Annotated in this window: 12 protein-coding genes; 10 read left to right on the plus strand and 2 right to left on the minus strand. The window is 50.6% G+C overall.

All coding sequences use genetic code 11. The annotated features are described in order from the left end of the window. Positions 1-197 precede the first annotated feature (197 nt). The 3 genes from CJA_RS05210 to CJA_RS05220 all read left to right on the plus strand — a co-directional run bounded on the left by CJA_RS05210 (position 198) and on the right by CJA_RS05220 (position 4,049). Positions 198-1,382: an MFS transporter gene (locus CJA_RS05210; RefSeq protein ID WP_012486710.1), complete on the plus strand. Its 1,185-nt coding sequence runs from the start codon at positions 198-200 to the stop codon at positions 1,380-1,382. 82 nt (positions 1,383-1,464) lie between these two features. Beyond that, a complete protein-coding gene (locus CJA_RS05215) occupies positions 1,465-3,183 on the plus strand; it encodes an ExeA family protein (RefSeq protein ID WP_041551135.1) in 1,719 nt (572 codons plus the stop codon). Further along, positions 3,183-4,049, plus strand: coding sequence for a general secretion pathway protein GspB (locus CJA_RS05220; RefSeq protein ID WP_012486712.1), 867 nt, complete (start codon positions 3,183-3,185; stop codon positions 4,047-4,049). The genes CJA_RS05215 and CJA_RS05220 overlap by 1 nt, the downstream gene beginning before the upstream one ends. A 29-nt stretch (positions 4,050-4,078) precedes the next feature. On the opposite strand, the gene bfr is transcribed toward CJA_RS05220, so the two are convergent. Together bfr and CJA_RS05230 are read right to left on the minus strand one after the other, a co-directional pair. Then, positions 4,079-4,555, minus strand: coding sequence for a bacterioferritin (gene bfr, locus CJA_RS05225; protein ID WP_012486713.1), 477 nt, complete (start codon positions 4,553-4,555; stop codon positions 4,079-4,081). Between the two features lie 153 nt (positions 4,556-4,708). Then, positions 4,709-4,918 carry a bacterioferritin-associated ferredoxin gene (locus CJA_RS05230; protein ID WP_041551136.1) on the minus strand — a complete coding sequence of 70 codons (210 nt, stop codon included), beginning with the start codon at positions 4,916-4,918 and terminating at the stop codon, positions 4,709-4,711. A gap of 351 nt (positions 4,919-5,269) precedes the next feature. Between CJA_RS05230 and CJA_RS05235 the strand changes: the two genes are divergently transcribed. From CJA_RS05235 to CJA_RS05265, 7 genes are all read left to right on the plus strand, one after another. After that, positions 5,270-5,872: a peroxiredoxin gene (locus CJA_RS05235; protein WP_012486715.1), complete on the plus strand. Its 603-nt coding sequence runs from the start codon at positions 5,270-5,272 to the stop codon at positions 5,870-5,872. A gap of 180 nt (positions 5,873-6,052) precedes the next feature. Further along, the gene (gene ung, locus CJA_RS05240; protein WP_012486716.1) at positions 6,053-6,661 is read left to right on the plus strand and encodes a uracil-DNA glycosylase; all 609 of its coding nucleotides are present in this window, start codon (positions 6,053-6,055) and stop codon (positions 6,659-6,661) included. 320 nt (positions 6,662-6,981) lie between these two features. Next, positions 6,982-10,101 (plus strand): TonB-dependent receptor domain-containing protein, encoded by a 3,120-nt coding sequence (locus CJA_RS05245; RefSeq protein WP_012486717.1) that lies wholly within the window; start codon positions 6,982-6,984, stop codon positions 10,099-10,101. A gap of 85 nt (positions 10,102-10,186) precedes the next feature. Continuing rightward, entirely contained in the window at positions 10,187-11,686 is a 1,500-nt protein-coding gene (locus tag CJA_RS05250) for a tryptophan halogenase family protein (RefSeq protein ID WP_012486718.1), read from the plus strand. A gap of 498 nt (positions 11,687-12,184) precedes the next feature. Continuing rightward, entirely contained in the window at positions 12,185-13,315 is a 1,131-nt protein-coding gene (locus tag CJA_RS05255; protein ID WP_012486719.1) for a phosphoserine transaminase, read from the plus strand. Positions 13,316-13,420: 105 nt separating this feature from the next. Next, positions 13,421-14,596: a phosphoglycerate dehydrogenase gene (locus tag CJA_RS05260; RefSeq protein ID WP_012486720.1), complete on the plus strand. Its 1,176-nt coding sequence runs from the start codon at positions 13,421-13,423 to the stop codon at positions 14,594-14,596. 4 nt (positions 14,597-14,600) lie between these two features. Next, positions 14,601-14,915, plus strand: a complete 315-nt coding sequence (locus CJA_RS05265) for a YqfO family protein (protein ID WP_012486721.1) — start codon at positions 14,601-14,603, stop codon at positions 14,913-14,915. Positions 14,916-14,918 lie beyond the last annotated feature (3 nt).

Raw genomic sequence — 14,918 nt, forward strand, 5'->3', positions numbered from 1 at the left:
ATACTCTCTTTAAAGATCGGACTTTAGAACGGAAATTGGCCAACAGGGTGGGGGAGACAAACGGGCTTGGCCGGAGCCTGTTCAAAAAGGCGGCAATGGTACCAATTCAGGGCACCGGCAGCAATTTTTAACTGGTGTTTAGCCCCGGATTGGCGGTAAAAAGGCGGGCCATCGCTGAGCCTCCCAAGGATTGCCCCATGACATTGATTTCAACTTTCTGGATATACCGTAATGCGGTTTTATTGGGGCTATGCCAGTTTCTGTTAATGGCATCGGCGGCAGTAGGCATCTCCTATAACGGGTTGGTGGGGCAGCAGCTGGCACAGAGTACGGCACTGGCGACTTTTCCGTTCCTGAGCATGACGGCCACGACTGCCTTGCTGACACTGTACCTGCCTGCCATCCTGAGCCGCCTGGGTTACCAGCGCCTTTTCCTGATGGGGGCGATCCTGGGTGTACTGGGGAGTTTGCTGGCGGCGCTGGCAGTATGGCAGGGGTCGTTTGTACTGTTTTGTACGGCGGGGTTGCTGCTGGGGTCTTTCCAGGCATCCGCGCTCTACTACCGCTTTGCGGCCGCCGACTCGGTTGCACCACCCCATAAAAGTACGGCTATTGCCTGGGTTTTGAATGGCGGCATCCTTGCTGCCCTGTTAGGGCCCATAATGGCGAGCCATAGCCTGCATTGGTTTGCGGTCGACTACCTGGGTTCATACCTGGCTGTGGCATTGTTGGTGCTGCTGGCCCTGCCTGTTTTGGCATGGGTAGGTTTGCCGGCGCGGCAACAGATAGCGGGTGGCGACCTGCCTTCACTGGCGCAGGTATTTGCTTATCCCTATGCCCGTGCGGCGATTATCTTTTGTGCGGGCAGCTACGCCATGATGATGCTGGTGATGCTTGCCAGCCCCCTGGCTATGAGTCACTGCGGTTTTGAAGCGCGCGATGCCGCCAGCGTCATCCAGTGGCATTTGCTGGGTATGTTTGCCCCTTCGCTCCTCACCGGGAAGCTGATTGCCCGCTATGGTGCCTTGGTGGTCGCTTTTGTGGGCGCGGCCATACTGATTCTCGGCTGTATAGTCGCTTTGCTGGGGCTGGCCCTGACCCATTTCCATTGGGCGCTGATGCTGGTGGGGGTGGGCTGGAACCTGATGTATATGGGGGGAAGCACCCTGGTAACCCAGGTGCCGGAGGTGAGCCTGCGCGCCCGGCTCCAGTCGATTAACGAGTTTGTCACCTTTGCTGTGATGACATTAACGGCGGGGACGGCGGGCGTTCTCTACCAGGAATTGGGATGGGCCCTGTTGTTGCAGTTTACGATCCTGGTGGTTGTGATATTCAGTCTCTGGGCATGGCTGACCCCGCGACATTTTTCCCGAGTTTCCTGAGCGCCGTTTCACCGGTGTCTGTTATGATTCGGCCAGTTTGACTTGCCATGATTCGATAATAACCCCTGACTTGATAACAACCATGTATCACGAGTTTTTTGGCTTAAAAGAACCTGCCTTTTCCATTGCGGTTAACCCGCGCTATCTCTATATGAGTGCGCAGCATCGCGAGGCCCTGGCGCATCTGGTCTATGGCATCCAGAACGGTGGTTTTGTGATGCTGACGGGGGAAGTTGGTACCGGTAAGACGACCATCATTCGCTGCTTGCTGGAACAACTGCCACCCAATACTGACATGGCGATTATCCTCAATCCTATGGCGAGTGCGCCCGAGTTACTCTCTACCATTTGCGATGAGCTGGGCGTGAGTTATATCGATGATGACCTGAGCATCAAGGGGCTTACTGACGCGCTCAATATTTTTCTGTTGGAAAACCACCGCAAGGGTCGCAAAACAGTTTTGCTGATTGATGAGGCTCAGTTGCTCAAGGTGCCTGTGCTGGAACAAATCCGCCTGCTTACCAACCTGGAAACCACCACTGAAAAATTGCTGCAAATTATCCTGGTGGGGCAACCGGAGTTAAAAAAATTGCTGGCATTGCCGGCTTTGCGCCAGCTCTCGCAGCGTATTACGGCGCGATTTCACCTGGAAGCGCTCACCCTGGAAGAGACCCAGGCCTATATTTCCCATCGTCTGTCGGTGGCGGGGCTTAATCCGGCCCTGAGTCCTTTTTCATTGCCGATCATTAAAAAAATCCATCGCTTCAGCGGCGGTATTCCACGCCTGATCAATGTGCTCTGCGAACGATTGATGCTGGGCGCTTATGCCAAACACCAGCACCATATCGATAATGATGTTTTTCGTCAGGCAGTCAGGGAAGTATCTGGAGCCAGCCATGGTTCAGTGGAGGAGAGCGCATCGGTACGAAAACAACCCTATTACGCTGCTTTTGCCAGTGTGTTGTTGATACTTGTTGTGCTTATTTGGTGGTTTGTGCCTGGTAAACCCCATGATGCCAAAACCATTGTACCTATCGACTTGCCGCCGGTATCAGAACTAAAACTGGTGGGCGAGGGTAGTTTACAACCCCGTGATCAAGCAGCGATTGCTGCTACCCAGGCCTCCGCAAATAACCTGTCATCAACGGCCAGTGTCTTTGAGCGTGGTTGGCGCGAGCTTACCCTCGCGCAACAGGCATTGATGGAATACAACGGTGTTGCGGAGTATCCCGCCAGCAATCCCTGCGATAGCACCGCCGGGCGCTTGAGTGTGTGTGAAAAACAAAAAGCCAGTAGCTGGAATGAATTGCGCGAAATCAATCGCCCGGCATTGCTGACATTGGTAACACCCGATAAAAAGTGGATTTATGTATTAATGGTAGGATTGGGTGAAAACGACGTATTGATTAATTACCTGGGGCAGGAAACGGTCGTCCATTGGTCGCAGTTGATTGATCTATGGAATGGTGATGTGTTGTATGTCTGGTCGCGCCCGGCAGATTTTCCCGGCGTTTTACAACTGGGTGACCAGGGGCCTTTGGTCACCTGGGTTGCTGAGCAGTTTGCGCGCCTTGATAAGCAGCCCGCACCGCTAACGCGCCAATACTACACCGATAAACTCAAAACCCGTGTGGAACTGTTTCAGGCCAGCCACAAAATGGTTCCCGATGGGATCTTTGGGGTCCAGACTTTGCGTCGTTTAAATGAGGCCCTGGGGATTGATAAAACCCTGCGCAATCCCGATCCGATATTGCCCGCTGTGCAGTCTGTCCAAACCAGTAGTACAGGGGGAATCAACTGATGTCCCTGATTCTGGAAGCGCTGAACCGCGCAGAACAAGAGCGCAAGCATCAGGATCAAATTCCTGATATCCATACCATTCACGCTACGCCGGCAGCGCCTGTCAATCATCGCAGACCCTGGTGGCTGATATTAATAGTGTTATTGCTCGTGATAGTGGCGGGTTTAATGGGCGGTTGGCTATGGCAGGTGTCGCGTTTGAATACCGCTACTCCAACTGCACAGCCTGCTTCTGTGAAAACAGAGCCTGGTGCAGACACACCTGTTGTGGAAACACCTCCGCCAGTATCTGCGCCGGTTACCAGTGTGCCTGCTGTTGACCGTGCATCGGTTGTTGAGGTTGCTCCCGCGCAGCCAGTTGTTAACCAGGGGGAATCCTCGACTGCCCAGAGCCAGTCAGGGACGGCCGTTAATGACCTCTACACCCAGGCGGCCAACGAGCCCAATGCGCTGGCTCCCGTCCAGGTGGAAATGCTGTATCAGGGCGAAGAAACTCCTGCCGCAACGTCGGTTTCCGAATCGGTGGTTGCGCCTTTTACAGAACGGCAATCACCACCAGCTGCCACTTCTCTGCCTGAGCGCCTGGCATTGGAACCACGCTATCTGAGCAGTATCCCGGGTGTTCCCTATTTCAATGATCTACCCTGGAGCCAGAAGCAGGAAATTCCAACGATCAGCTATTCCCGCCATGACTATCTTGCCAATGGTGTCAGCAGCGTCGTGATCAACGGCGAGACCCGCGGTATAGGCAACCTGGTATCTTCCGGGCAATTTATCGTCGAAGAGATAATGGCGGATGGCGTGGTCTTACGTTATCGTGACAAGCGCTTCAAGCTCAACGCGCTGAATGGTTGGGTCAACATGTAATAGTCGAGGAGGCGTAGAACAGGCGGGGCTTAGGAGCCACCGCCCATTTTGGACTGCAGGTAATTCTGGATACCGACCTTATCAATCAGGCTGAGTTGGGTTTCCAACCAATCCACATGTTCTTCCTCGGATTCCAGGATCGATTTCAGCAGGTCGCGACTGACAAAATCCTTCACGCCTTCACACAGGATAATGCCTTCACGCAAGTCGGGGATGGCTTTGAGTTCCAGCTTGAGGTCGGATTTCAGCATTTCTTCCGTATCTTCACCGATATGTAGCTTGCCCAGGTCTTGCAGGTTGGGCAGCCCCTCCAGAAACAGGATGCGCTCTACCAGGGCATCGGCATGTTTCATTTCATCAATAGACTCATGGTATTCATGGTCTGCCAGTTCTTTCAGCCCCCAGTCTTTATACATACGGGCATGGAGGAAATATTGGTTAATCGCCACCAGTTCGTTACCCAGAACCTTGTTGAGTGTGGCAATAACCTGAGGGTCACCTTTCATGGATATCTCCTTGAGGGAATGAAATAGACAGAGAGTCTGGCCCTCAAGACAGGCAGGTGTCAAGCGCTAAGTTATTGATGAGAAAGGGAAATAATTGTTAATTTAGTGCCGAGCGAAATGCGAGTTATTGCGATTTTTATCTACCTGAGGGTATCAGGCAACAGCATAGAACTGAGGTAGGCCATTTAGCATCGCGGCTTCGGCTTTACTTTCGGCCAACAATTCACGGGTACTGGCAGAGCATTTACCGCATTGGGTTGCCACTCCCAGTGTCTTGCGCAGCTTGCCCATGGAGCAAGCGCCATCATCGATAGCCGTTTTGATTTGGCGATCAGTAATACCTTTGCACAAGCACACGTACATATGAAGCGAGTCTCTTACAGAGCGATTTTTAACCGGAAATTGGTACAAATGCTAAATCTAATGAGAATATCTGTCAAATGATTGTGATCAGTATTTGTATTACATCTGGCATTACAGGTATGGTAAAGAGATCATAGCCAGAGGTTTGGCGTTGCCATATAGAAAATCAATAGGACTATCGACCCTCCCTGTGTATGATAGCCCGGCACTATCAGTGGCTTTGTCGCAATCAATTGCTGGCCATAAAAACGCCACAATGAAGGAATATCCTCCTGCGTGGTTGCTCATGGCGCGGTAATCATGATTCACAGCCATAGGTCATTCCCAACAATCTGAAATAGGAGAATTGAAATGGGCGTATTAGTAGGCAAAAAAGCACCGGACTTTACCGCTGCTGCGGTATTGGCAAGTGGTGAGATCGTTGACGGTTTCAACTTTGCGGCTGCCACCAAAGGCAAAAAAGCAGTTGTGTTCTTCTATCCACTGGACTTCACCTTTGTGTGCCCCTCCGAGCTGCTGGCGTTTGACCACCGCGTGGAAGAGTTCAAAAAGCGCAATGTAGAGGTGATTGGTGTGTCTATTGACTCCCAATTTACCCACAATGCATGGCGTAACACTCCGGTGAACGAAGGCGGTATCGGCCCGGTGAAATACACCCTGGTTGCCGATGTGAAGCACGAAATTGCCAAGGCTTACGATGTAGAATCGGCTGATGGCGTTGCCTTCCGCGGTACTTTCATCATCGATGAGCAGGGCGTTGTGCGCTCACAAATCGTTAACGACCTGCCAATTGGCCGCAACATCGACGAAACCATCCGCACGGTTGATGCGTTGATTTTCCACCAGGAGCACGGCGAAGTATGCCCCGCCGGTTGGAAAGACGGTGACAAGGGTATGGATGCCTCTCCCGCCGGAGTTGCCAAGTACCTGGCTGAAAACGCTGACAAGCTCTAAGCAGCGTTACCAGTAAAATCGGTAACGGTTTTACTTTTGGCGTCAAGTCTTGTAAAAAGCCCGACACTTTTGTCGGGCTTTTTCGTTAATGGCGGCGTGATTTATGGCAGAGACTACACGGAAAATTAATCTTGATCCCAGTGGCTAAACTACCTGCAAGCAGAGTTTGAGCAACCTTATATGCAGCAACTGCGGGCATTTCTGGTGGCCGAAAAACAGATGGGAAAGGTTATTTATCCCGCCTCAAAAAATATCTTTAACGCGTTTAACAGTACTCCGCTGGATAACGTCAAGGTCGTTATCCTCGGGCAGGATCCCTACCATGGTCCAAACCAGGCCCACGGTTTGTGCTTTTCGGTACAGCCGGGGATTCCTGCGCCACCATCATTGCTAAATATGTTTAAAGAGCTTGAACGGGACTTGGGGATACCGGCACCCAATCATGGTTGTTTACAGTCCTGGGCGAATCAGGGCGTGCTGCTGCTAAATGCCACCCTTACCGTTGAACAGGCTCGGGCAGGTTCCCACCAGGGTAGGGGGTGGGAGGAGTTCACAGATCGAGCCATTCAACTGGTTAACCAGCAATGTAATCAGGTGGTATTCCTGCTTTGGGGCAGTTATGCCCAGAAAAAAGGTGCTTTTATTGACAGGAACAGGCATCTGATCCTAAAGGCTCCTCATCCATCTCCGCTTTCCGCACACCGGGGGTTTATCGGTTGCGGTCATTTCTCCGCTGCGAATCGCTACTTGCTGGATCACGGCAAAGCAGCGATTGATTGGCGCCTCTAATCACAAAATAGCCCCTTCTTATGATCAAATAGTCATTGTGATCATAAGAAGGTGTCAAAAATAGTACAGAAATCACTGTGAAACCGTTTTCTGTACGATTGACAGCGCTGTCACATGGTAGTAATTTTAGCCGCATATGGCGTCAGCGACCGCCCAAAATGGCTGCACGCCTGTTTGTGGGGCATAGCGATAAGAACCCCTCGCAACAGAATTCGCTCTCTCCCATATGGGGAGCGAAGTGGCCTGGCTTTCGTTATCTCAAATGAAGCCCGGCATAAGTACCGGAAAATAAACCCTGACGATGATTAAAGGAGAGCTCCATGTACAAAGCGATAACTTTTAAGAAGAAGTTGCTGGCAACGGCCGTTGCCTCTGTAGCTATTTCTGGTGTTAGCAGTATTGCTTATGCACAAAGTAATGCGGTTGAAGAAGTTGTAGTAACGGGTATCAAGAGCTCGCTGGAGCGTTCTGTTGATATCAAGCGCACTTCGAGCCAAATTGTTGAAGCAATTACTGCTGATGATATCGGCAAAATGCCTGATCAAAACGTTGCCGATTCGTTGCAGCGTGTTCCCGGCGTGCAAATTGACCGCGCTGGTGGCGAAGGCACCAAAGTGCGTATTCGTGGCCTGGGTAATAACCTGACCCTGTTAAATGGTGAGGCCTTTGTTAGCGGTATGGAGTACTACCAGGCGGGTGAAGGCCGTACCGAGTTTGATGGCTCTCTTGAAGGCGTACCCTCTGAATTGCTGGGTGGCGTAGAAGTCATCAAAACTGCCCGCGCTTCGGATATCGAAGGTGCAGTAGGTGGTATCGTTAACCTCAAAACCCGCAGTCCTCTGACATTAAAAGAGCCTGTTATTGCGGGTAACATTAAAGCAGACATCGGCGATGTATCGGATGATGCCCAGCCAAGCGCAACCCTGGTGTTGGGAAACAGCTGGGATAATTTTGGTGCCATTTTCTCAATCAGTGCTGCCAAAAAGACTGTCCAGGTTGATGAAGCACAGAACCTGAACCGCAACAGTTTCGGCTGGCATGGTACTGACGTAGATCTGACTGGTAGTGGCACTGTAGGTGATGATAACCAGTGGTACGTTGTACCAGGCATGCAGTATGAAACTGACAAACAGTTTGAGCGCGAGCGTGTAGGTACCTCTTTGGCATTGGCCTGGGCGCCAAGTGACAATAGTGAAATCACTCTTGATTGGTTCCACTCATCCCTGGATATCGATGATCGCTCCTATTCAATGAAGTACACACTGAATACCGATGGTGGAGCCTTGTTGCAAAACATGCCTTACACCATTGATAGAAATGGTGTTATTACTTCAGGCAGTTTTTCTACTTCAGGTGAGAATAACTCCTATCGCGATATTACAGAAATCACTACGGATAACCTCAAGCTTGGTTTCAAAGTTGATGCCAGTGAGCAGTGGAGCTTTGATGGTGCCCTGTCATATGCCAGTGCAGATCTGAAAAAAGATGCAGCGTTTGCCGATGCTCGCTACCAGCCCTATAGTGTGCGCCGCTTGGTCGATGACGCATGGGAAGGTTCTGCGCCTAATATCAGTTCGACTGTTGGTCAGGGTGATCGTTACATCAGCATTAGCCAGGGCTCATCTGGCACGCCAAATTGGTCTTTGAGCCCCAATGCCTATGCTGCATTACAGGATCCGGAGAGCTTTCTCTATAAGTCTAATTGGGCTTATGGCGACCGCTCTACCAACGACTCTTTTGCTCTGGCTTTAAATGCTACCTACAACATTGAGTTTGGTGATGTAAAAAATATCAAGTTTGGTATTCGCCAATCCAACAATGAAGTGGATTTTGTTGAAGGGCATTATCAGGTTGACCTGAGCTGTTCTAATCCTTATGACCCCTCCTCTGGAACATTGGCCACAGATGGCAGTGTCCAAGGGGTAGGTGCTTGTATTCCGGATGGCCATAATCTGGGAGATGTTGATGGTGATGGCATCTCTGATAATCAGTTGTGGGGGCCAACTACTCGTTATGTTGATGCCAATATTGACAACCCCCTTTATGGGTCATTGACTTCTAATGGTAGTGATTTAGGGTTTTTGCTTACGGGGATAAATGCTAGTCGCTGGGATGGTACTTCACCAGGCATTATTCCTTGGCATACTTTTGTCGATAATCCCACTACGGGTGCTGTTGGTAAGCCTGGTTACTATGTGCGTTTAAATGATTTCTTCCCCTCTGGCGGCGCAATTTCATCGGGCTTGTTTGTTGATCCTTCTAAGATGAGCAATCCGGCTGCCTGGTTGTCGAGTATGGCGGCGGGCGCACCAACCCGATGGTATGAAGACAAGGTCCAATCATGGAATGTTGATCGCGATGTAACGGCTATATATACCGAAGCAAACCTGGAAGGTGATACCGTTCCCTATACCCTGAATGTGGGGGTGCGTGTTGTGCGTACGGAAACCACGACTACCGGTGGACAGACTACACCTGATGATATTTATTCAGGTACTGACTCCTGGAATGGTCCGGTTTTGGTGCAGGGAACCTTCTCGGTCAAGAAAACCTATACCGATATCCTGCCCAGCCTGAACTTCAGCCTCGATACCGCGGATAATCAAAAAGTACGTTTCGCTATGGCGCGTGTGATGTCCCAGCCGAACGCTCAGGATCTTGGTCATGGCGCTAACTATAACTTTACGCGTAATGATGCGCGTGGTGGTTATGAATTCGTAAACGGTACCGTGGGCAACCCTCGTTTGGATCCTTTCCGTGCTACCCAAGCAGATTTGTCTTATGAGGTATACCTTGATAGCTTGAGCTATTTGTCTGTAGGTACCTTCATTAAAGCGGTTGACTCCTTCCCGGCAGGTATTTCCACACCAACGGAAGTTGCTGACTCTACCAATGAAGGCTCAACTGTCGGTCAGGTGAACAGCACCATCAATGGTTCTGGCGGTATTGTGAAGGGCTTTGAAATTGCCTACCAAATGGGCTTTGATAATGGCTTAGGCTTTGCTGTCAACTACACCTACTCTGATTCAAAAACAGATCTTGAGTCAGAAACCAACAAGGCTCTCCCATTACCGGGCGTTTCAGAAAACACCTTCAACATTGTGGGTTTCTATGAAATGGATCGTATCCAGGCCCGTATCGCGTACACATGGCGCGATGAGTATTTGTCGCCAGATTACACATTGGAGCAAATCGCAGGTGTGGACGCAGCGGATGGGACAGTGTTGAAACCAATATCCCAATTTGCCAGTTTCTATGATGCCTATGGTCAGCTAGACCTGTCGTTGAGCTATGATGTAACGGAAAACTTTGCCTTGACGGCGGAAGGTATTAACCTGACCTCGGAAGAGCAAAGACGTTATATTGAGTACACTAACTTCTTCCGTAGCAATACTGCTGCTGAGCGTCGTTTTGTACTGGGTGCCAAATACAAGTTCTAATAAACGTTATTAGAACCTGATTGAGAAAGGGCAATATGAGAATATTGCCCTTTTTTTATTCGATGATATTGGGAGGGAGAAAATAATGAAAAAAATTCTCATATTAGGTGGTGGAACATCCGGATGGATGGCGGCAGCCTGTTTTGCCAAGGTATTAAGGCCACTGGGTATTGATGTTGTTTTAGTCGAGTCTACAGAGATAGGTACAGTCGGGGTTGGTGAAGCGACTATTCCATCAATACTGAGTTTTATTCAGCTCCTGGGGATAGACGAGCGCGAATTTATTCAAGCTACACAAGCCAGTTTTAAACTGGGTATTCACTTTGTCGATTGGCGCAACCTGGGTGAAGCTTATTGGCATCAATTTGGAACAGTTGGAGCCAATATTGATGGTGTTGAGTTTTATCAGCATTGGCTAAAAAGCCAGCGGCGTGGAAATGCAGCAGCGTTCACCGATTATGCTCCCGCTGTTGTTATGGCACAGAAAAATAAGTTCTCACGTGTTGGTGATGATCCCAGGCACACGTTGCATGGAGCCAAATATGCACTGCATTTTGATGCGACATTAGTGGCTGCTTACTTGCGCCGTTATGCGGAAGAGCGAGGGGTAGTCAGAATAGATGCCAAGGTGGAGAGCGTTATTTTACGTGATGGTGGCAATGTCAAATCCATTATATTGAATGACGGTTGTGAAATCGATGCTGATTTTTTTATCGATTGTTCCGGTTTTAAGGGCGTTATTATTGAAAAGGCATTGCAGACGGGTTACGAAGATTGGTCTGCTTATCTGCCTTGTGACAGCGCGGTAGTGGCACAAACGACGAACGTCGGAGCACCTGCGCCCTACACACAATCAACCGCGCTTACTAGCGGCTGGCAATGGCGAATTCCACTCCAGCATCGCACCGGTAATGGTTATGTGTTTTGCAGCAAATATTCTGATCGGGATACAGCAAAGGAATTGTTTTGCCGGAATTTGCAGGGTAGCCTGATTACCGAACCACGGTTTTTAAGTTTTATAACGGGCAAGCGTAAAAAATTATGGAACAAAAATTGTGTTGCAGTGGGCTTGGCATCGGGTTTTTTGGAGCCACTGGAATCTACCAGCATTCATTTGGCAATGAAGGCTGTGCTCAAGTTTATAGAAATGTTGCCTGCGGGAAACTCCACCCAGGCTACACAAGATGAATACAACCGAGTGATGGATGCCGAGTATTTAAGTATCCGTGATTTTATTATCTTGCACTATTGCACTACCCAGCGCCGGGATACGGATTTTTGGAAATATTGTGCTGCTATGGCGATTCCGGATACGTTGCAAAACAAATTGGAATTGTTCCGAGCCCAGGGGCGTTTGTACCGCGATGAGTTCGATCTTTTTACCCGCAATAGCTGGTATGCCGTTCTGGAAGGGATGGGGGTTCGGCCTGAGGCCCATGATCCATTGGTTGACCTTTCCCATGTGGATGAGGTGGCCAATATGATGAACAGGGCTTTGCGTTTAATGGAGCAAGCAGCAGACGGTTTGCCTGATCACCAGCAGTTTATGATGGAGAATTGCAGGGCACCTGATCCATCGAATTAGCGGTACAAGAATACGTATAAAACACCTGGAAACTGTATTTTTTGCATTGCCTCTCAATTTTATCAATTTTGTTTGACAGCGCTGTCATTTGAGCGTAGATTAACACGTGTTGATTGAGTGCATCTCTTGATTGGGTGGCACTTGGTTAGTGTGATTTTTGGTCTCTCACCGTCGATGTCTGGTTGATGCATCGACGTCTCCCTCTTACCTTCCGGGGTTTCTCGGAAGGTTTTTTTTTGCCAGGAATTTGGCTTATGAGGGGGATAGGCGCCATTTTACAGCCGGGCAGGGTGGTTGACGGGGAGCGATCGCCTTGGATTGTCGGGTTTGGCTAGGTTATTTGCGTGTCTGCTGGCATAATCGTCGCCCCTGATTTTCCTGAGTTGTCGAGCAGGACGGGTTTTTGGGTTTGTACCGGGCAGATGCCGGCGGGTACTTGCCCCGGTCGCCTTGCTGGCCAGCCGCCAGCGGCACGTCTCTGTCATCTAGAGGACTAACATGCAGCCACAAGTCTCTCCACCGCAAGTGAAACCCCGCAATCCTAATTTTTCATCTGGCCCCTGTAGCAAGCGTCCGGGTTACAGCCTGGATCAGCTGGATATTTCCACCCTTGGCCGCTCTCACCGCTCCACCATTGGCAAGGCTGCGCTGCAGCGCGCCTGCGAAGATACTGCTGCCATTCTGGGTTTACCGGCAGGCTATCGCGTTGGTGTGGTGCCCGGTTCGGATACCGGTGCTGTGGAAATGGCGATGTGGTCGCTGTTGGGTGCGCGCGGCGTGGATATTCTGCAGTGGGAATCCTTCGGTAAAGGCTGGTTGAGCGACGCCACCAAAGAATTGAAACTGACGGTTAATGCCCATGAGGCGGACTACGGTTATCTGCCTGACCTGGGCAAGGTTAATTTTGATAACGACGTGATCTTTACCTGGAATGGCACTACCTCCGGTGTGAAAGTACCCGATGGCAATTGGATTCCGGATGATCGTAAGGGCCTGACGATTTGTGATGCTACCTCGGCGGTGTTTGCTATGGACATGCCCTGGGAAAAACTGGATGTGGTGACTTACAGCTGGCAGAAAGTGCTCGGTGGTGAAGGTGCCCATGGTATGTTGATCCTCAGCCCGCGTGCAGTAGAGCGCCTGGAAACCTACAAACCCTCCTGGCCAATGCCCAAACTGTTCCGTATGACCAGTGGCGGTAAGTTGCAGGAAGGTATCTTCAAAGGCGATACCATCAATACGCCTTCCATGCTGGCAGTGGCTGATTACCTGGATGCGCTTGATTGGGTCAAATCCATCGGTGGCCTGCAAGAGCTTATCGCCCGCTCCAACGCCAACCTGGCAGTGTTGGAAAAGTTTGTGGCTGAGAATGATTGGATCGACTTCCTCGCCAAGACACCCGAAACCCTGTCCAATACCAGTGTCTGCTTCACCCTCAAGGCGACTCCGGATCAGGTGAAAGCCATGATCAAATTATTGGATAAAGAAGGTGTGGCCTACGATATCGGGGCCTATCGCGATGCGCCGCCCGGCCTGCGTATTTGGTGTGGTGCCACAGTGGATGCCAGCGATCTTGAAGCACTTTGTCCCTGGTTGACCTGGGCTTACCAACGAGCTACCGCAGCCTGATTAATCCGGATTCTCGAAAGGGCTGTGTTAACACAGCCCTTTTTACTTGCAGACAGCTTATAACCCGGCGCGTTGGGGGCCGGGGTTAAACAGAAGGAAAATCCCATGTTCAAAATCAAAACCTATAACACTATTTCGGTAAAAGGCCTTAACCGTTTTGCTCGCGAAAAATACGAAATCGCCAGCGATATTGGCCAACCCGATGCCTATATCCTGCGCAGCCACAAGTTACACGGTGAGCCATTGCCAGAGAGTGTCAAGGCAGTAGCGCGTGCCGGTGCAGGTACCAATAACGTACCGGTTGATGAGTACACCAAAAAAGGCGTGGTGGTATTCAATTCGCCAGGCGCCAATGCCAATGCGGTAAAGGAACTGGTGCTGGCAGGTATGTTGCTGGGTTCGCGCGGTATTCTATCGGGCATGGAGTATGTGCAAACCCTGACACACATGACCGACGCTGACGAGATGTCCAAGCTGCTGGAAAAAGAAAAATCCAATTTTGCCGGTTATGAATTGCAGGGTAAAACCCTGGGGATTGTAGGGTTGGGGGCTATTGGTTCATTGATTGCGGATGCTGCGTTGGCACTGGGTATGAACGTTGTCGGTTTTGATCCGGCGCTGTCTGTAGAGGCTGCCTGGAGATTACCGAGCCAGGTGGGGCGTATGGAAAACCTGCAATCGCTGCTGGCGCGCTCTGATTACATCACCTTGCACGTGCCTGCCATTCCTGCCACCAGGCATATGATCAATGCCGATACCCTAAAGGTTGTGAAAAAGGGGGCAACCCTGCTCAACTTTGCGCGTGAAGCCATTGTGGATGCCCATGCAGTTGTGGAAAGCCTGGATGCAGGCCATTTGGGCCGGTATATTTGCGATTTCCCTGAGCCGATTTTGCTCAAGCGCAAAGATGTCTATGCCATGCCGCACATAGGCGCCAGCACAGAAGAAGCGGAAGAAAACTGTGCGATCATGGCCGCTGACCAGCTGATGGATTACCTGGAGAACGGTAATATCAAAAATTCAGTCAACTTCCCGGCTGTCTCCATGGATCGCGGCCCCGGCATAGGTGCGCGTATTACGTTTTCTAACGAGAACGTGTCCGGTGTATTGGGCCATGTGTTATCGATCCTGGCCGATAACAAGGTCAACGTGGTTGATATGGTGAACAAAAGCCGCGGTGACGTAGCCTATAACATTATTGATGTTGCGGGGGCTCCTGATGCGTCGGTTATTGACGCTATCGCCAAGGTAGACCATGTCATTGCGGTACGGGTGATTTAAGCCTGTGTATAAGCTGGTGTTCTTTGTGCCTGAAACCCATCTCGACGCGGTAAAAGCAGCGGTGTTTGCGGCGGGTGCAGGGCGCATTGGCAAGTATGCAGAGTGCTGCTGGCAAGTGCCTGGGCAAGGGCAATTTCGCCCCTTGCCCGGCAGCCAGCCGTTTCTGGGTTGTGAAAATCAGCTTGAGCAAATACCTGAGTTTCGGGTAGAAATGGTCTGTGAGGACGCCTGCATTCGCGCTGCGGTCATTGCCCTGCGCGAGGCTCATCCCTATGAAGAGCCTGCGTTTGATGTGTGGCGTTTGGAGGATCTGTTTTAATCA

This window comes from Cellvibrio japonicus Ueda107, from assembly GCF_000019225.1.
Lineage (GTDB): Bacteria > Pseudomonadota > Gammaproteobacteria > Pseudomonadales > Cellvibrionaceae > Cellvibrio > Cellvibrio japonicus.

Bases quoted from the DNA above. Each gene is read 5' to 3' on its own strand.
- CJA_RS05210 (WP_012486710.1), top strand. From the start codon at position 198: ATGACATTGATTTCAACTTTCTGGATATACCGTAATGCGGTTTTATTG.
- CJA_RS05215 (WP_041551135.1), top strand. From the start codon at position 1,465: ATGTATCACGAGTTTTTTGGCTTAAAAGAACCTGCCTTTTCCATTGCG.
- CJA_RS05220 (WP_012486712.1), top strand. From the start codon at position 3,183: ATGTCCCTGATTCTGGAAGCGCTGAACCGCGCAGAACAAGAGCGCAAG.
- bfr (WP_012486713.1), bottom strand. From the start codon at position 4,555: ATGAAAGGTGACCCTCAGGTTATTGCCACACTCAACAAGGTTCTGGGT.
- CJA_RS05230 (WP_041551136.1), bottom strand. From the start codon at position 4,918: ATGTACGTGTGCTTGTGCAAAGGTATTACTGATCGCCAAATCAAAACG.
- CJA_RS05235 (WP_012486715.1), top strand. From the start codon at position 5,270: ATGGGCGTATTAGTAGGCAAAAAAGCACCGGACTTTACCGCTGCTGCG.
- ung (WP_012486716.1), top strand. From the start codon at position 6,053: ATGCAGCAACTGCGGGCATTTCTGGTGGCCGAAAAACAGATGGGAAAG.
- CJA_RS05245 (WP_012486717.1), top strand. From the start codon at position 6,982: ATGTACAAAGCGATAACTTTTAAGAAGAAGTTGCTGGCAACGGCCGTT.
- CJA_RS05250 (WP_012486718.1), top strand. From the start codon at position 10,187: ATGAAAAAAATTCTCATATTAGGTGGTGGAACATCCGGATGGATGGCG.
- CJA_RS05255 (WP_012486719.1), top strand. From the start codon at position 12,185: ATGCAGCCACAAGTCTCTCCACCGCAAGTGAAACCCCGCAATCCTAAT.
- CJA_RS05260 (WP_012486720.1), top strand. From the start codon at position 13,421: ATGTTCAAAATCAAAACCTATAACACTATTTCGGTAAAAGGCCTTAAC.